Genomic DNA, 16698 nt, shown 5'->3' with positions numbered 1-16698 from the left:
ATACCCTTGATAATGCTGCATGTTACCATATTACTGTTATCCGAAAATTCACCAATACCGGGGGCTTAATAAATGAGCATCAACTTATATGATTGGATTCAAGATGCCGATTTGGTGAGTCTTCAAAAGGCAATGACTTCAGGTGAATGTACTTCCGAAGCGCTCGTTCTTGCATATATCGAACGCATTCATAGGTATAATCCTTCAATCAATGCCGTATTAGAGATCAATCCAGATGCACTCGAAATCGCAAGAAATCTTGATCTTGAACGAAATACAACAGGTAGTAGGGGGCCGTTGCACGGAATTCCAATCCTGCTCAAGGATAATATTGATACGCACGACAGGATGCATACGAGCGCTGGTTCAATTGCATTGGCAGAATCGTTTGCTACTGAAGATTCGTTCATAGCCGCAAAGCTTCGCGCTGCCGGCGCAGTTCTTCTAGGTAAGGCAAATATGACCGAGTGGTCGAACTTTATGTCCACCTGTATGCCAGCTGGATACAGTTCCAGAGGTGGAAATGTATTGAATCCATATGGACCTGACAAGCTCTTCGTCAGCGGTTCAAGTTCTGGATCGGCTGCAGCCGTAGCGGCAAACCTGACAGCAGCAGCGATCGGAACAGAAACAGCAGGTTCAATTATAGGGCCGGCGAGCCAACATTTTCTCGTCGGAATAAAGCCTACTGTAGGGCTAGCTAGCCGTAGCGGCATAATCCCGATCTCTATAAGTCAGGATACACCAGGACCAATTTCCAAGACAGTCACTGATGCAGCGACTCTACTCGGGGCAATCGTGGGGATTGACGAAAACGATAAGGCAACATGGACGAGCCCGCATCGTACTTCTCATGACTACACAACTTATCTCGACCAAGACTTTCTGCGTAAAGCTCGTATTGGGATTCCCAGACATTACTATCGGTCGTTGGATGAAGAAAGACTTTCGATTATGGAATCGTCCATCGCTGTTCTGCGTGAGCAAGGTGCAACAGTTATCGATCCTGTGGACCTCTATTTGGAACAACATTCATGGAACAATGATGTTATCTGCTATGAATTCAAAACAGGACTGAATAGCTATTTATCCAAGTTAAACTCGGATATGCCCGTGCATTCTCTTCAAGAACTGATTAGTTATAATCAGAAACACGCTGCTTCCGCATTGAAGTTTGGCCAAGACAATCTGATTCGTTCTGAAGAAAATGCATTAAACGAGACAACCTATCAACTTAAACGTCAAGAATACAACCATCATGCTGTCACACAAGGAATTGACTATGCACTTGATAAACACGGATTAGATGCATTAATGCTACCCGGTGACATTGATGGCATGTACATTGCTGCCAGGTTGGGGTATCCCCTGATTACGGTGCCTGCCGGTTATTCAACAAAAGGAACAATTGATGCGGATGGCGATTCGACGCAGGGTCCATTTGGTGTTGTGTTTTCAGGTAGGGCTTTCAGTGAGACAACGCTAATTAGTATCGCTTATAGCTTTGAGCAAGCAACACTTTTCCGTCGTTCGCCAAATCTGGACGAATTGTAATCTCTGTTTCGCGCGGCAGTTGGTCATATTGATCGGCTGCCGTTTTATTAAACTATGGGCAGAACACATCTCCTACCTTAGGTCTTTTTTTCTTTCTTTTATTCACGTAGTCAGCCCTTTCATTTTTAATATTTTACAAGACCAAGATCTTGCCAATATGTAGGGGATATAGCGTTAATTCTATTTTGTAAGGTACCACTTGGCGTACTTTGTGCACCTCCATGTTGAGTAATATAATATTGTTCCCACCAGCTTAATTGACTCAATTTAATGCCCTTTTTTATCGTATTAATGAAGAAAGGAGGGAACGGTCGGTGTTCCCTCAGATTTTTTTATATACTTGTGCGTAAGCCACTTTCAATTGTTCTCTTAGTTCTTTGTTTTCACCATCTAGCTTCTTAATGCGGCGCTGTAAGGAAGCAATCAAGGCATCTTTGTTATTGTCATCCATCTCTCGTTTCGTTTGCTTGGGTGTAGGCGCTTGCTCTTGTTGTTGCCGTAACGACTCTATTCGTTCACGTAGTTCCTGATGGTTGTATAAAGTAGCCTTTGCTATGCCAGCTTCACTTGCCACACTGTTGAAATTGATGCTCTCATAGGCTCGTATGAGCCTATGAATGGCTTCGTCAACCTTTTGAAAGGTGGAAGCCTTCCTTGACTTATGAATCGCTTTTAACTGCTCTCTGCGGTCGTATTCAACCATTTGGTATACCAGCCTTTCTCTTCATACGGTCTTGTCTGCCAAAGATAATATTACCTCCGCGAATGTTATCCCGAATGCCGAGGTATAGTTGTAAGTTTCTCTCTTGCTTTTCCACCACATCGTCTCGACCATACTGTTTCGCTACCTCTATTGCTCTTGCTGTTGTTTTAACGTGCATCTCATATTTTTCAACATCCAATTCTGAAAAGCCAATTGCCAGGTCTTTACACGGACTGCCGCTGTTGCATGTCAGGCAAGGTGGGGCTTCCATATGCGGACAATTCCCTTTCAATCGAGCGTGACACGTCCCGTATGGGTTGTCCATCGCGTTTAGTTTATGATCCTGCCACAGAGCTTGCAAGATGTCTGCTGGGATGTCTTCGCCTGCTTTGATCTCCTGTACATCACCGTTCAAGTCAAAACTGAATACACCTTGGTTAATGACCGATTCAAATGCCTTTCTCTTCGTATCGTCCAACAGTTTGGCATATCGCAAGGTCATCTCTGGAGAAGCATGAGCTAACAATTCTTGCACTGTTAGAATGTCAGCACCACCGTTTAACATTTTTACCGCATAGGTGTGGCGAAATTGATGATTCGTAAAATGAAATAAGTTCCCGTTCTCATCTACAATGTTTTTCTTGTAAGCTAATTTATTTAGTTCTAGTCGAACCCAATATTGGGTATAAGGTTTCCCCTTCCTAGAGCCACGATAACGTACAAAAATGAATTCCTCTGGATTATTGTCTTTGTTACTGTTTTCCTTGGACTCCTTAATGAGAACTGCGAGAATGTTTGCTAGCTCATCGTCAATTGGAATTCGATGTCCTTGTACATAGGTCTTCTCAATATCTGTAACAATAGAGTATTTACTGTTTAGTCGCTCTAAACAATCAGAGGTTAAGCCTAATATATCCGAAATTCGTAGACCTGTTTTAAAAGCTATCCATATGACTGGGATGACTTCTTTATGTAAATCGTTTATATGCTTGAAGAGTTGTTCTAACACAAAGTCAGGAATATAGTCAATTTGGTCCAATGTCTTCTTCTTCAACTTTGGCCTGTCTTCTGGAAAAAGTAATAATCTTATATCAGTTTCAGGGGCAATATCATACTCATACCGCTGTATATCATCAAGAAATTTTCTAATAACACTAAGAGTTTGTAATATATAGTATTCAGGGTGTGCATTTTTTATTGAAATCTCTTTCGCGTGCTCATTCAACCATTTGATATATTGTTCTATATGATAACGTTTCAACCCTTTTAAGTCAGTCCATGTCGGCTCTAACGAAAACACGATTGAAAAAAAATTTGGTAGGGCTTTTAAGTAGTGTGTAGCCCTTGACCAAGAGAAATTGTTCTTTCCAAGTAAGCGTTGACTAATATATCTTTTGACATGTTGGCGTATATTAACTTGTTCAATTTTGGTGAAATCAATGTAATAATTAGTAGAACTCTTCACATAATTAATCCCATACTTATCATGCAGTATTCTTACATCCCATCGGTCTTTGTCCAATTCTTCGCGTGTATCAGTCAATGCAAATAAATTTGAATGAATTGTGCGCAAAATGTAGATTATAGGTGTGTATTTGACATACGTCAAAGCGTTTTTGATTTTTTTATGTGTTGCAATCCCTTGCTGTTCTAACCAGAACAACCATTCTCGTTCTGTTTTCTCTATATCTAAATCAAGAATAGAGTGGAGAGAAGGGTATTTTTCGTTCAAAAATATTGCCAATTTTCTCAGGTACCGTGAATGAGATATAAAAAGGGTAGTCAACGACCATTTGTCGTTAAATAGGTTTTGATAAAAGACATATTTCGCTTCTAGGTTGACGTTAAGACTGTTAAATTCAAAATGCACATTCCTTTTTGTGTTTTTTTTGACATTAAAGTCCTCAACCATTTTCTTAAAATGAGGAATGTTTTCCAAAAAAACTATATTCCAAACATCATTGATTAAGAAATAAGGGTCCTTCACGTGATGAATGGTAACAGAACCATCACTTTGAATTGTTTTCACAAGATAGGTTGATAGCTCTTGCTGTAATCGTTCATGAAACCCTAATTCCCCTGTATTTGTTTGTTGTTTCTGTTTCATTCTCTCCCGCCCCCGCCTTTCAGTGCTTTTTCTGTATCTCAAATGCGCTCTGTGCCTTTTCCCAATCCTTGCGGATGTCTTCGTCCGAAGGATGAAGATACAAGTTCATCGTTGTTTGGATTTGCGAATGACCCAAGCGTTCCTGCACTTGTTTGATATCCTTGGTCTCTCGGTAGTACATCGTTGCGTGTGTGTGGCGGAACAGGTGAGGATGGGCATCTATTCCTGTTTTCTTCCGCAACCGTTTAAAAAGGGCTTCTACGTCCCCGTAGGTCATAGGTTTTCCCATATTCATTCCACTCAGCTTCACAAACACGAAGTTGGTATCAATGTCCAGTTCATCGATCACTTCGTACAGGTAATCATCGTATAAATCCATCAACGCTTGCGACACAAATATCTCTCGTTCACCTGTTTTGAGCTTCGCGCCGTTCTCCAATTCCCCGCGGTCCGTCAGGCGGATACGATGCCCTTTTCCATGGTCGAATTTGAAATCCTCCATGAATAAGGAGAGAGCCTCTCCAATCCGCAATCCTGTCTCAAATAGGAGTTGAATCAGGAAGGTGTCCCGTATGTTGGTTGTTGCTGCCATCACTTGTTGCACCTGTTCCTTTGTGAGCGTTTGAATCCTCTTTCGGGGTTCTTTCACCTTCAAAACATTCCGTACGGACGGTTTGTCCTTATTGACGTGATGTAAGAAACTCTTATATCGCGTTCTTCCTCCAGTAAAGACTTGTCGCATCAACTTCTCACCCAAGTCATGTGGCAGCTCTTCATTGCGGTGTAAGTAGTCGTAGAAGTTTGTTACCGCTGTAACCGTAAGGTTCACCGTCTTCTCTGTTTTCTTTGCTTTTACTGGGGTTAGGGTTATTACATTCGTGCTTCCATACGGACTCCGTAACCATCCCACAAACTCTACCAAGTCCTCAAGTCTTATCTCTTTATAATCTTTTTCTGTCTCCCGTAAATACAGAAAATACTGCTTTAACGCATAACAGTACGTCTTTTGTGTATTGCTGCTTTTTCCTGTAACATCTAAATACTTGAGATACTTCACCACAGGAATCACAGGAATGCCTTCTATATCTACTAACATGTATCTCTTGCCACCATCTACAAGAACCTCTTGCACTCGCATAGACCTTCACCCCTAAATCCTTTTTTACGCTTGGTTTCAAAACCTCATTACGCCTCCCGCTGTGGGCTACGTCCCCCAACTAAAAAAACATATGATCCTTAATCTTTATATACATATTAGACTATCATTTCAGCATCTGATTATGCATTCCAATATGTATGAAAAAAGAGGATATATGCCCCCAAATTGGACATAGTATCCTCTTCTAAATATAGTCTGTTTAAAGAATGCGGCGACAAACTCCGGTGCGCAGATCGTATCCATGGACGAGGTCAGCACTTCGGCAGAGCTGATCCGCTCCATGTCTGACGGGCTTACATCGCTGAATAAGCGCTTTATTGTATAGCCATTCAATATTCACAAAATTTATAATTTAATCCGGTGTAAAGGTATAGGAATAAGGAACACTTAAAGTTATAATGGTTTTTAGTATATAATCAACAAAGGATATGGGCCGCTAACGACTTCAGAGGCTCTGCCGACAAATAACTTTTAAGGAGTACTTGAAATGACTAAAACACTTATTTTCGGGCACAAAAACCCGGATACCGACACGATTACATCGGCTATTGCTTACGCTGAGCTGAAAACGAAGCTAGGCGCTGACGTCGAGGCTATCCGCCTTGGAGACGTTAACGGCGAAACGGAGTACGCGCTGAACTATTTCGGCATTGCAGCTCCCCGCCTCATCGAGAACGTTGCCGACGAGACTGACACGGTCATATTGGTTGACCACAACGAGCGTCAACAAAGCGCGAACGACATCGATAGAGTACGCGTGCTGGAAGTTATCGATCACCACCGTATCGCTAATTTCGAGACAAGCCAGCCGCTCTATTTCCGCGCTGAGCCTGTTGGCTGTACAGCTACGATTTTGAATAAATTGTACAAAGAAAACGGCGTAGAAATCCGCAAAGAAATTGCCGGTCTTATGCTGTCCGCAATCATTTCCGATTCCTTGCTGTTCAAATCGCCGACTTGCACAGAGCAAGACGTGGCAGCTGCTCGCGAGCTTGCTGAAATCGCTGGCGTTGACGCACAAAGCTATGGTCTGGACATGCTCAAAGCAGGTGCGGATCTAAGCGACAAAACGATTGCGCAGCTGATCTCCCTTGATGCGAAAGAGTTCGCAATGGGCAGCTACAAAGTAGAAATCGCGCAAGTAAACGCGGTAGATACGAATGATGTCATTTCCCGCCAAGCAGAGCTTGAAGCAGCTCTTACCGACATTATCGCGACAAAAGGCCTTGACCTGTTCGTGCTTGTCGTAACTGATATTTTGAACAATGATTCCGTAGCTCTCGCACTGGGCGCTCAAGCTCATGCTGTAGAGAAAGCTTACAACGTAACATTGTCCGATAACAAAGCGGTATTGAAGGGCGTTGTTTCCCGTAAATCGCAAATCGTGCCTGTGCTTACAGAAACGCTAAGCAGCCTGTAAGAAGCTGAACGGCCGCTGCCGTTCATCAAAAAATAGCAGTCTGGAGCTTGTTAACAAGTTTCAGGCTGCTTTTGTTTTGCTATAATAGAAGAGAAGGAGCGGATAACATGTTTACGATTGCCGAATACAGCGCTGAATTAATGAAGGATCCGTTTGGCATTTTGACAGGGAAGAGATACGAATTCATACTCGATCTGGATGTTGCAGAGGATGATGAGCTATATCATGAAGAGGGCGTAACGCTTCGAGTGATTTATGTGATTGAAGAGGATGCAGCCCGTATCGCGAAGTATGAGTTTTTGATGACCTCCTCGAATAAGTATATCGACTTTGAGCTCGAAGAGGACGAAGAGAAGATGGTGCTTGCATTCTGTCAGGAGCATTTCGAACAGTCCGGGGAATAAAAAACGCCTAGCTGACGGACGTATGGATGGCTGGCTAGCTGGGAGCTGAGGAATATAGAGAAAGAAACTTTCTCTATATTAGCGTTTTTGCTGCGTTTCGCGAAAATAGAGAAAAAAAATTTCGCTATTTCGCAGGAAGCCGCTCGGAATCGGGCGATTGATGGGAAGCAACGGAATATAGAGAAAGAAACCTTCTCTATATCAGCGTTTTTGCTGCATTTCGCGAAAATAGAGCAAGAAAGTTGCGCTATTTCGCCGGAGGCCGCTCGGTAGCGGGCTTGAGGGGGAGCTGAGGAATATAGAGAAAGAAACTTTCTCTATATCAGCGCTCGGCCCGGCAGGGGGAGGGCTGAGAGCTTTTGCACAAATGCATTGCAATACAAGTCTTCTGCCGCAGCCGTCAGCCCATTCACCTAGCTGCGAAGCTGCAAAACCACTCAGGGAGATGAGTATGATGGAAAACGGAATAAAGCGAAAGCTTTCCGAAACTGAATTGAAAGCGATTGCAATAAGAGCTTTTGGCCAACAGGCAGCTGCTGTTATGGAGCTTACGGACGGCTGGGCGAACGCGGCGTATAAAGTAACGCTGGAGGATGGGCGGCCGGTCATCGTGAAGGCGGCACCGCCTTTGTCTACGAAGATGATGAGCTACGAGCAGGGGCTGATGAAGTCGGAGGTAGAGGTGCTGCGACTCGTGAAGCAAGCCGGCGCCGTCCCAGTGCCGTCCGTATATGCCCATGACGCATCCGAATCTCTCGTAAATTGCGAGTATTTCATTATGGAGATGCTGGAAGGCGAGCCTTACAATAAAGTGAAGGATCGTCTGACCGAGGAGCAGCGTTACCGGATTGATTATCAGCTTGGCATCTATAACCGTCAATTGAATGATATTCGCGGAGAGCGCTTTGGTCTGTACGCGGCAAGCGAAGAGACGGGCTTCTCTTGGAGAGAGGCCTTTCACCGTTTGCTGCTGAGCGTGCTTTCCGACGGAGAGCGGGAAGGCGTAAAGCTGCCGGCAGACTACGATACGATCAGGAACGAGGTATCGCTTAGGCTGGGCGTGCTTGATGAGGTTACGGAGCCGCGGCTCTTGCACTGGGATTTGTGGGATGGGAATGTGTTCATCAAGGATGGAGCGGTTACGGGAATTATCGATTTCGAGCGCTCGCTTTGGGGCGATCCGCTGATGGAGTTTTATTTTAGCCACTTTCATCAATCCTCGCCGTTTATGGCTGGCTATGGCTCTGCGGCGCTTACGCACACACAGCTAGGCCGCAGAGCGCTCTATGATCTTTATTTGGATCTCATTCTATGCGTAGAATGCCCGTTCCGGCAGTATGAGGACATTAATCACCTGCAGTGGGTTCAAGATAACATGGAAAAAGGCTGGAATCGTTTTTTAGCTGTCTAGCTGACTAAATAGCATAATAAAAAAACGCTTTTTTTTATCTTTCATTTTGTAATTCCCCCGACTATTATTAAAGCAAGCATTCGTTTTTCACACAAGAAATTGTTCCATTCTACCCTTATGCAGAGCCTCGCTGTTATTTGTCACCCCTTAACCGCATAAAATTGAAAAACGGCTATATATTTGCAATTTAAGCAGAAAGGAAAGGAGCAGGTGATGTAATGAACAGGGAACAGAGGGATATAGAGCTAGCAGAACAATACGGCGCCCATAATTATCATCCCCTGCCGATTGTCATTAGCAGCGCAGAGGGCGTGTGGGTTCAGGATTCGGAAGGCGCGCGCTACATGGATATGTTAAGCGCTTATTCTGCTTTGAATCAGGGCCATCGTCATCCTCGCATTATCGAAGCGTTAAAGGAGCAAGCGGATAAGGTCACCATTACGTCACGCGCGTTTCATAACGAGGTGCTGGGCGCCTTCTGCGAGAAGCTTGCAGCCTACACCGGAAAAGACCGGATTCTTCCCATGAATACAGGGGCTGAGGCGGTTGAGACAGCGATAAAGGCAGTGCGGCGCTGGGCTTACAGCGTCAAGCATATACCGGAAAATCAGGCGGAGATCATCGTATTCGAAGGCAATTTTCACGGACGGACGCTGACGGTAACCTCCTTCTCCTCAACGGAGGCTTACCGGCAAGGCTTTGGTCCCTTCACGCCAGGATTTCGGATTGTTCCTTACGGGGATCTGGATGCATTGAAGGCAGCGATACAGCCGCATACCGCTGCGGTGCTGTTCGAGCCGATCCAAGGCGAAGCAGGCATCCGTATTCCGCCGGACGGGTTTCTTGCAGGTGCGGCTAAGCTGTGCGGGGAGCATCAGGTGCTGCTCGTCGCAGACGAGATTCAAACCGGCTTCGGGAGAACGGGGCGCAGATTCGCTTGCGACTGGGAGGATGTCATTCCCGACGTTTATGTCATGGGAAAGGCACTTGGCGGAGGCGTGATGCCTGTATCGGCTATTGCTGCGAATAGTGCCATTATGGATGTATTCGAGCCAGGGTCGCACGGCTCTACGTTCGGAGGCAATCCGCTGAGCTGTGCCGTTGCAATCGCTGCGCTGGACGTTACCGTGGAGGAGAAGCTGGCGGATCGCTCGCTTACGCTAGGGCGTTATTTTATGACAAAGCTCAGAGCGCTCAAGCATCCGGATATCGCCGAGATCAGAGGCCGCGGCTTATTTATTGCCATTGAGCTGTTAAAGCCTGCGAGAGCTTACTGCGAGAGGCTGATGCAGCTGGGGCTGCTGTGCAAGGAAACACATGAATATGTCATCCGATTAGCGCCGCCTCTAATCATTACGGAAGATGAACTGGACTTTGCTTTTGAACAGATTCAAGCTGTCTTCGCGAATAGCAGCTTGGCAGGAGAGCGACGGCTATGAACATTCAACAGGTGGCAATCGTTTCGGTTCCTTTTGGGAAAGGGGCCGGCACTCCCGGAGCGGAGCTTGGACCAGCGCACATATTACATGCCGCAGACCTTGAACGCAAACTGGCTGAACTGAATATTTCATACCGGCTGGCAGGGGAGGTCAGCGTTTCCTCGCCGCTGCCGCCGCTTCAGGCGGCTAATGCAAAAAATTTGTCCGAGGTGCACGAGATAAGCAACCGGCTGTCGGAACGCGTATCGGAAATCGTTGCGGAGAACGCATTCCCGTTAGTGCTGGGCGGAGATCACAGCATTTCGATCGGAACGATTGCAGGGCTGGCCGAGCATTATGCGAATCTGGGCGTCATTTGGTTCGATGCCCATTCGGATCTGAATACGGAGGATACGAGTCCGTCGGGCAATATCCACGGGATGTCGCTTGGCATCAGTCTCGGGAGAGGCATCCCGCTGCTAACGGGCATTAGGGGCATTTCGCCCAAAATAAAGCCGGAGCATGTCGCGATTGTCGGAGCCAGATCGCTTGATTCCGGCGAGAAGGCGTATATCCGCTCATTAGGCATTGCTTGCTATACGATGCATGACATCGATCGGATCGGCATCGCGCGCGTGATGGAGAAAGTGATCGGGCGGTTCAAGCAAATTACCGATGGCGTCCATGTCAGCTTTGACATCGACAGCCTGGACCCGCGCGAGGCGCCCGGCACGGGCACGCCCGTCAGAGGAGGCCTCAGCTACCGGGAAGCGCATCTTGCGCTTGAGCTGCTGTATCAATCCGATCTTGTCACATCGGCAGAATTCGTAGAAGTAAACCCAAGCCTCGACCAAAACGACCAGACGGCAAAACTTGCCGTGGAGCTGATCGGCTCGCTGCTCGGCGAGCAGATCCTTTGAGTGAAACGAGCGTCATGAATCGATTTGAATTGTTAGGAGGGATACGCCTATGCGGGAGCCATTCCAGAATGAGCCGTTTACCGATTTTTCGATAACCGATCATATTAACGATTTTCAAGAGGCGCTGCGTAAAGTGGAGCAGGAGCTTGGCCAGGAATATATGCTTAAGATTGGTCCGGACCGAATCGAAACGATCCAAAAACGCAAATCGATCAATCCTTCCGATGTGAAACAGCTTGTCGGCATCGTATCTCAGGCGGATACCGCGCTGGCGCATAAGGCGATACTTGCGGCAGCAGCGGCCTTTGAGGATTGGAAGAAAGTGACGCCGTCCGCAAGGGCGAGGGTGCTCTATAAGGCTGCGGCGCTGCTGCGGCGGCGCAAGCATGAGTTCTCTGCATGGCTCGTTTACGAAGCGGGCAAAAGCTGGACCGAGGCTGACGGAGATACGGCCGAGGCGATCGATTTTCTGGAGTATTACGGACGGGAAATGGAACGGCTCTCGGAGCGTCAACCGATTGTCGCGTTAGCCGGCGAGGATAATGAGCTTGTCTATATTCCGCTGGGAGTAGGCATTATTATTCCGCCATGGAATTTCCCGCTTGCGATAATGGCGGGCATGACGATGGCAGCGGTTGTTGCCGGCAATACCGTCGTTCTGAAGCCGGCAAGCCCTACGTCAGTCATTGCAGCCAAGTTTGTCGAGCTGCTCGAGGCCGCTGGTCTGCCCGACGGTGTCGTAAACTTCCTGCCGGGAGCGGGCAGCGAGGTGGGGGATTTTTTGGTGGAGCATCCGTTAACCCGCTTTATTTGCTTTACGGGCTCGAGAGAGGTAGGCTTGCGCATTAACGAGAAGGCCTCGCTGAGCCAGCAGGATCAGAAGTGGATAAAACGCGTGATCGCAGAGATGGGCGGCAAGGATACGATCATCGTCGATGAGGACGCGGATCTCGATCTGGCTGCCGATGCCATTACGGCTTCCGCTTTCGGCTATTCGGGTCAGAAATGCTCCGCCTGCTCGCGAGCCGTCGTGCATGAGCTCATCTATGACGAGGTTATCGAGAAGGTTGTTGAACGGACGAAGAGGCTGAAGCTTGGGATGGCCAATGAGCAAATTACCAATGTAGGCCCCGTCATCGACGAGCGGGCCTACGTGAGCATATTAAAATATATCGAGGTCGGGCGCAGTGAAGGCGTGATCGTGCATGGCGGGAGAGTTGGAGACAGCAGCGGTTATTTTATTGAACCGACGATCATTAAGGACGTCGCTCCGTATGCCCGGATCGCCCAGGAAGAAATATTCGGACCGGTATTAGCGTTTATCAAAGCGGCCAACTTCGATGCGGCGCTCGATATCGCGAACAACACCGAATATGGCTTAACGGGCGCCGTTATATCGCGGAACCGCAGCAGATTGGAGCAGGCCCGCGAGCAGTTCCACGTAGGCAATCTATATTTTAACCGCAAGTGTACGGGGGCCTTGGTAGGCGTCCATCCATTCGGCGGCTTTAATATGTCTGGAACGGATTCGAAAGCCGGCGGACGCGACTATTTGCTGCTCTTCACGCAGGCGAAGGTCGTATCAGAAAGATTCTAATGGGAAATAGCAAGGCCCCCTTCCTTCAGCAGGATAGTCTCTCGTCAGAGATCACTATCCCGCTGTTTTGCGTAAGGGGGCTATCAGGGTTTAAGCTATTATGAGGCTGCCTTGCCTTGAGCTTGTACTGCGCTTAACGATCCAGCCACTCAATCGTTACCGTGACTTTGTTGGCGCCGAGATCCGATTTATGGCTGTACTTATATTCCATGTCTGTATCGGGCAGTTCAATTTTTTTGCCACGGACAACAAGGGCATCCGCTTCAATCAGATCAGCCAGCATTTTTAGCAGTTCGGCAAATTGGGCGCCCCGGCCTACGAATTCTTCCTCTAATTTCATGAATACCACCTCTTTTTTCTAATTTAGTTGCAATACCTTTTGTAGAACAGGCATGCTTCCAGATCAAATTGGTATCCTTTTAGCAGCTTTTTCACTTCGCCGGGTTCCCCTTTTTTGAATGGGTTTTTAGCATAGCCGTAATACTTGTACGGAAATAGCAAATCGATATACAGCACTTGTTTCTGCTCTGGCGTGAGCGGCAGAACAGCTTCGTAACAGTTAATTAAACGTTCCAATTCCTCGAGATTCCAGCCCAGCTCTTCCATGCGCTTCGTAATTAACTTACGCACATCCCGCAAAGGGATATCATAGGTCAGATTATCAAGGTCCAAAACGTATACCCCTTCATCCGTTTGCAGCGCATTCCCTTTTCCGTAATTTTCTTTTCCGAGTTACGGCTCAGCGTAAAAAAAAGGCCCTCATTTGCTCATCCAATCCATGAGCCGTGTGCTGAGCAGCATCCGGAAGCCGTTCTTGTCATTGTGGGCGGAAGATGGTTTTGCGATAACGCCGTGGACAGTTATGGCAAATGGTTGCTTAGATTAGCCGAGCCGTACCTTGACCGGGTTATATTTACAAAATTTATTCCGGCAAATGAAATTCAAAATTATTTTTCGATGGCCGACGTATTTGTGTGCAGCGCTCAATGGCAAGAGCCTTTGGCGCGCGTTCATTATGAAGCGATGGCGGCAGGCGTGCCGGTTATTACAACCGACCGGGGCGGCAACGCCGAGGTAATAAGCCATAAGGTTAACGGATATATCGTTCGGGATTATACAAGCGCGTCATCGTTTGCCGATGCGATCAATTACATGCTTACGAACAAAAAAGAAGCGTCGGCGATGGCGGTAAAAGGCAGGCAGCTCGTAGACAGCAATTATACATTCCAGCATGTTGCGCAGCGGTTAAATATAGAGCTTTAAGCTTCTGTAGCGTCGAAGAATGGCTTATTCGTTATTGTCATGGATTCGTTAACCTATGATTTGCCGGCAAGGGACATTCGGAAAATATTCAATAAAGTGATGAAGAAAAATGGCTGGAGCATTTCGAGAGCCTCGTTAATGCTGCGGGCCTACCGGGAGGCTCATCCTTTAAGCGAAGAAGAATGCCAAATCGTATATGCCGATCTTATGTTTCCTCATTTATTTTACGGTTTATCGAGCAAATACTTTAATAAACGAGCCGAATGGAATCAAGACCTTATGGAAGGTCTTTTTTCGTTATCGAGAAAAGTAAATATGCATACTGGCTATAACCGTTTATTACAATGACATTTATCCTTTAATTGGATATGATGAACTGCAATGGGTAATGGGGGGCTGATCAAATGAATCCGAATAAGGAAGAGTGGGTTATAGAAGCGGATTTCGCAAGCATGCAATCCGCTATGGAAGCTGGTTGGCTGAGCTCAGAAGAGCTAGTGAAATTATATCTGGATCGAATCAGCAGGTATGATACAGTCATCCATTCGATTTTGGAAATCAACCCGGATGCGACAGAAATCGCTAAGGCTTTAGACAGGGAACGAAGCGAGAGAGGAAGCCGGGGGAGCTTGCACGGCATCCCAGTTTTTCTGAAGGACAATATCGATACGCATGACAATATGCACACGAGCGCAGGATCGGTGGCATTGGCGAATTCTTTTGCTGCTGCGGATTCGTTTGTTGCTTCGCAATTACGCTCTGCCGGGGCTATTATACTCGGTAAAGCGAATATGACGGAGTGGGCGAATTTTATGTCGGGTTCGATGTGGGCGGGCTACAGCTCAAGAGGAGGACTTGTGTTAAATCCTTATGGGCCGGGAGAGCTGTTCATAGGCGCCTCAAGCTCTGGATCAGCTGCTGCGGTTGCGGCAAATTTAGGGGCGGCTGCGATCGGAACGGAAACCTCCGGTTCGATTATTAGTCCTGCAAGCCAAACGTGCCTGGTCGGAATCAAACCAACGATTGGATTAGTCAGCCGGGCCGGCATTATTCCGATTACGAATAGTCAAGATACTGCCGGTCCGATGACAAGAACGGTGACGGATGCGGCCATTCTTCTCGGAGCGTTAACGGGAGCGGATGAGCGTGATGAGGTCACGTTATCCGGGGTGAAGCATGCCTGCCGGGATTACACGCCATTTTTGGATGCCGGTTATTTAAAGCAAGCGCGTATCGGGGTTCCGCGGTTTTATTATAAAGATTTAGATGAAGCCAGGCTTGCCATTATTGAACAGGCAATTGAGGTTTTGAAGCGGGCAGGCGCAACCATTGTTGATCCGGTCGAGCTTCCATGCGAGCAGACGGAATGGGACTGGAATGTTTTGCGGTATGAATTCAAGAAGTATCTTAATGATTATCTGGAGAAGCTTGATGAATCGGTTCCCGTTCATTCCTTGCGGGAGCTGATTGCCTATAATGAAGAGCATGCGGATATCGCTTTAAAATATGGGCAAGGCACGCTGGTTTGGTCAGAGGAAACGAGCGGGACGCTGACCGAGCAAGAATATCTCGATAGTAAAATAAAAAATAAAGAGCTGGCCGGCAAACTGGGGATTGATTATGCCTTAGAGGAGCATCGATTAGATGCGCTGCTGTTCCTCGGCAACGAGGAAGGTGACGATCTTGCCGCTAGAGCAGGCTATCCCGTCATTACGGTGCCAGGAGGATTTGCGGAGCGGGGTATAATCGCCTCAGGCGGCTATACGACCAAAGGACCGCAGGGCATAACCTTTATCGGAACGGCCTTCAGCGAACCGACATTAATCAAGCTAGCGTACGGCTATGAGCAAGCGACGAAGCATCGATTCCCGCCGCAAGCTTTTAAATAAGGCTGCTATTGCATACACTACGATGCTATTGCTAGAAAGGTGCTGAAGAAATGGAAACTATCGTTTACTTTGTTAGGCATGCTGAATCTCCATTTATTAAGGGAATGGAAAGAACAAGGGGATTGTCCGAAAAAGGAATTTCTGACGCTATCAAAATCAAAACAGAATTAGAGAATGAAGAAATTGATGTCTTTGTTTCAAGTCCTTACGAAAGGGCTATACAAACAATTAAAGAATTAGCAGATGTACATAAGAAAGATATTATTATTTTCGAAGATTTAAAAGAGAGAGAGGTTGGTATGATATCAGATAAGAGTTTTCAAGAAGCAAAATATATATTGTATAAAGATCGCAGTTATTCTTTTCCAGACGGAGAGTCAAGTATAGATGCACAAGAAAGAGCAATTAAAGTTATGGAATATCTGTTGAGTGAATATCTGAACAAGAAAATTGTAATCGGGACACACGGAGATATAATGACACTGATGCTAAATTACTTTAACGATGATCATGGGTTTGAATTTTGGGAATCGACATCAATGCCTGATATATATAGGCTTGCATTTCATGGGACAGAATTAAAAACTGTTTCTAGAGTTTGGAGGACTTCGTGATTGCGTTGTTGAACTCTCGGGATCAAAAGCGGAATAGACATCAACGAGAAGGACGTTATGACTACTTACTCGTTTTGTTACGCTAACGGGAACGATACGATAACTTAAACCAGTCCTATATTGGGGGCTGGTTTTTTTCAATACATAATGAATAGCAAATTATCCGAAGTCAATTACGCAAAAAAAGCTCTCCGAAATACGGGAGCTTGACTTTGGATAATTTTCTTGGACGAAAACGC

Annotated in this window: 15 protein-coding genes; 10 read left to right on the top strand and 5 right to left on the bottom strand. The window is 46.5% G+C overall.

Annotation, left to right across the window (positions count from 1 at the left end; all coding sequences use genetic code 11):
- Window positions 1-72: 72 nt before the first annotated feature.
- Window positions 73-1554 carry an amidase family protein gene (locus ASG81_RS04810; protein WP_056629804.1) on the top strand — a complete coding sequence of 494 codons (1482 nt, stop codon included), beginning with the start codon at window positions 73-75 and terminating at the stop codon, window positions 1552-1554.
- A gap of 322 nt (window positions 1555-1876) precedes the next feature.
- Here ASG81_RS04810 and ASG81_RS04805 read toward each other — a convergent pair whose 3' ends face one another.
- The 3 genes from ASG81_RS04805 to ASG81_RS04795 are packed head-to-tail and all read right to left on the bottom strand — an operon-like array spanning window position 1877 to window position 5502.
- Entirely contained in the window at window positions 1877-2257 is a 381-nt protein-coding gene (locus tag ASG81_RS04805; RefSeq protein ID WP_056629801.1) for a DUF6262 family protein, read from the bottom strand.
- A complete protein-coding gene (locus ASG81_RS04800) occupies window positions 2250-4364 on the bottom strand; it encodes a tyrosine-type recombinase/integrase (RefSeq protein WP_056629796.1) in 2115 nt (704 codons plus the stop codon). The genes ASG81_RS04805 and ASG81_RS04800 overlap by 8 nt, the downstream gene beginning before the upstream one ends.
- 19 nt (window positions 4365-4383) lie before the next feature.
- Window positions 4384-5502, bottom strand: coding sequence for a tyrosine-type recombinase/integrase (locus tag ASG81_RS04795; RefSeq protein WP_056629793.1), 1119 nt, complete (start codon window positions 5500-5502; stop codon window positions 4384-4386).
- A gap of 508 nt (window positions 5503-6010) precedes the next feature.
- Between ASG81_RS04795 and ASG81_RS04790 the strand changes: the two genes are divergently transcribed.
- From ASG81_RS04790 to pruA, 6 genes are all read left to right on the top strand, one after another.
- Complete coding sequence (locus ASG81_RS04790; protein WP_056629790.1) at window positions 6011-6943, top strand: manganese-dependent inorganic pyrophosphatase; 933 nt, start codon at window positions 6011-6013, stop codon at window positions 6941-6943.
- A gap of 107 nt (window positions 6944-7050) precedes the next feature.
- A complete protein-coding gene (locus ASG81_RS04785; protein ID WP_056629785.1) occupies window positions 7051-7347 on the top strand; it encodes a DUF6509 family protein in 297 nt (98 codons plus the stop codon).
- Between the two features lie 451 nt (window positions 7348-7798).
- On the top strand, window positions 7799-8758 hold the full coding sequence (locus tag ASG81_RS04775; protein WP_162254994.1) for a phosphotransferase family protein: 960 nt from the start codon (window positions 7799-7801) through the stop codon (window positions 8756-8758).
- A gap of 218 nt (window positions 8759-8976) precedes the next feature.
- Entirely contained in the window at window positions 8977-10197 is a 1221-nt protein-coding gene (locus ASG81_RS04770; protein WP_056629775.1) for an ornithine--oxo-acid transaminase, read from the top strand.
- A complete protein-coding gene (gene rocF, locus ASG81_RS04765; RefSeq protein ID WP_056629770.1) occupies window positions 10194-11096 on the top strand; it encodes an arginase in 903 nt (300 codons plus the stop codon). The genes ASG81_RS04770 and rocF overlap by 4 nt, the downstream gene beginning before the upstream one ends.
- A gap of 49 nt (window positions 11097-11145) precedes the next feature.
- On the top strand, window positions 11146-12693 hold the full coding sequence (pruA, locus tag ASG81_RS04760) for an L-glutamate gamma-semialdehyde dehydrogenase (protein WP_056629768.1): 1548 nt from the start codon (window positions 11146-11148) through the stop codon (window positions 12691-12693).
- A gap of 133 nt (window positions 12694-12826) precedes the next feature.
- Here the strand turns inward: pruA and ASG81_RS04755 are convergent, their stop codons facing one another.
- Both ASG81_RS04755 and ASG81_RS04750 read right to left on the bottom strand, forming a co-directional pair.
- Window positions 12827-13033, bottom strand: a complete 207-nt coding sequence (locus ASG81_RS04755; RefSeq protein ID WP_056629765.1) for a hypothetical protein — start codon at window positions 13031-13033, stop codon at window positions 12827-12829.
- A 23-nt stretch (window positions 13034-13056) separates the two neighbouring features.
- Window positions 13057-13365 carry a hypothetical protein gene (locus ASG81_RS04750; protein WP_056629762.1) on the bottom strand — a complete coding sequence of 103 codons (309 nt, stop codon included), beginning with the start codon at window positions 13363-13365 and terminating at the stop codon, window positions 13057-13059.
- 21 nt (window positions 13366-13386) lie between these two features.
- On the opposite strand from ASG81_RS04750, the gene ASG81_RS04745 reads away from it, so the two are divergent.
- From ASG81_RS04745 to ASG81_RS04730, 3 genes are all read left to right on the top strand, one after another.
- The gene (locus ASG81_RS04745) at window positions 13387-13956 is read left to right on the top strand and encodes a glycosyltransferase family 4 protein (protein ID WP_056629759.1); all 570 of its coding nucleotides are present in this window, start codon (window positions 13387-13389) and stop codon (window positions 13954-13956) included.
- Window positions 13957-14360: 404 nt separating this feature from the next.
- Window positions 14361-15845: an amidase family protein gene (locus tag ASG81_RS04735; RefSeq protein ID WP_056629752.1), complete on the top strand. Its 1485-nt coding sequence runs from the start codon at window positions 14361-14363 to the stop codon at window positions 15843-15845.
- A 50-nt stretch (window positions 15846-15895) separates the two neighbouring features.
- The gene (locus ASG81_RS04730; RefSeq protein ID WP_056629749.1) at window positions 15896-16459 is read left to right on the top strand and encodes a histidine phosphatase family protein; all 564 of its coding nucleotides are present in this window, start codon (window positions 15896-15898) and stop codon (window positions 16457-16459) included.
- Window positions 16460-16698 lie beyond the last annotated feature (239 nt).

Origin of the sequence: Paenibacillus sp. Soil522, assembly GCF_001428245.1 — a bacterium.
Classification (GTDB): Bacteria; Bacillota; Bacilli; order Paenibacillales; family Paenibacillaceae; genus Pristimantibacillus.
Note: the sequence above shows the minus strand (reverse complement) of the source record. Positions and strands in the feature narration are given on the sequence as shown.

What these genes read in the sequence shown, in the direction of transcription:
- ASG81_RS04810 (WP_056629804.1), top strand. Translation starts at nt 73, where the DNA reads ATGAGCATCAACTTATATGATTGGATTCAAGATGCCGATTTGGTGAGT.
- ASG81_RS04805 (WP_056629801.1), bottom strand. Translation starts at nt 2,257, where the DNA reads ATGGTTGAATACGACCGCAGAGAGCAGTTAAAAGCGATTCATAAGTCA.
- ASG81_RS04800 (WP_056629796.1), bottom strand. Translation starts at nt 4,364, where the DNA reads ATGAAACAGAAACAACAAACAAATACAGGGGAATTAGGGTTTCATGAA.
- ASG81_RS04795 (WP_056629793.1), bottom strand. Translation starts at nt 5,502, where the DNA reads ATGCGAGTGCAAGAGGTTCTTGTAGATGGTGGCAAGAGATACATGTTA.
- ASG81_RS04790 (WP_056629790.1), top strand. Translation starts at nt 6,011, where the DNA reads ATGACTAAAACACTTATTTTCGGGCACAAAAACCCGGATACCGACACG.
- ASG81_RS04785 (WP_056629785.1), top strand. Translation starts at nt 7,051, where the DNA reads ATGTTTACGATTGCCGAATACAGCGCTGAATTAATGAAGGATCCGTTT.
- ASG81_RS04775 (WP_162254994.1), top strand. Translation starts at nt 7,799, where the DNA reads ATGATGGAAAACGGAATAAAGCGAAAGCTTTCCGAAACTGAATTGAAA.
- ASG81_RS04770 (WP_056629775.1), top strand. Translation starts at nt 8,977, where the DNA reads ATGAACAGGGAACAGAGGGATATAGAGCTAGCAGAACAATACGGCGCC.
- rocF (WP_056629770.1), top strand. Translation starts at nt 10,194, where the DNA reads ATGAACATTCAACAGGTGGCAATCGTTTCGGTTCCTTTTGGGAAAGGG.
- pruA (WP_056629768.1), top strand. Translation starts at nt 11,146, where the DNA reads ATGCGGGAGCCATTCCAGAATGAGCCGTTTACCGATTTTTCGATAACC.
- ASG81_RS04755 (WP_056629765.1), bottom strand. Translation starts at nt 13,033, where the DNA reads ATGAAATTAGAGGAAGAATTCGTAGGCCGGGGCGCCCAATTTGCCGAA.
- ASG81_RS04735 (WP_056629752.1), top strand. Translation starts at nt 14,361, where the DNA reads ATGAATCCGAATAAGGAAGAGTGGGTTATAGAAGCGGATTTCGCAAGC.
- ASG81_RS04730 (WP_056629749.1), top strand. Translation starts at nt 15,896, where the DNA reads ATGGAAACTATCGTTTACTTTGTTAGGCATGCTGAATCTCCATTTATT.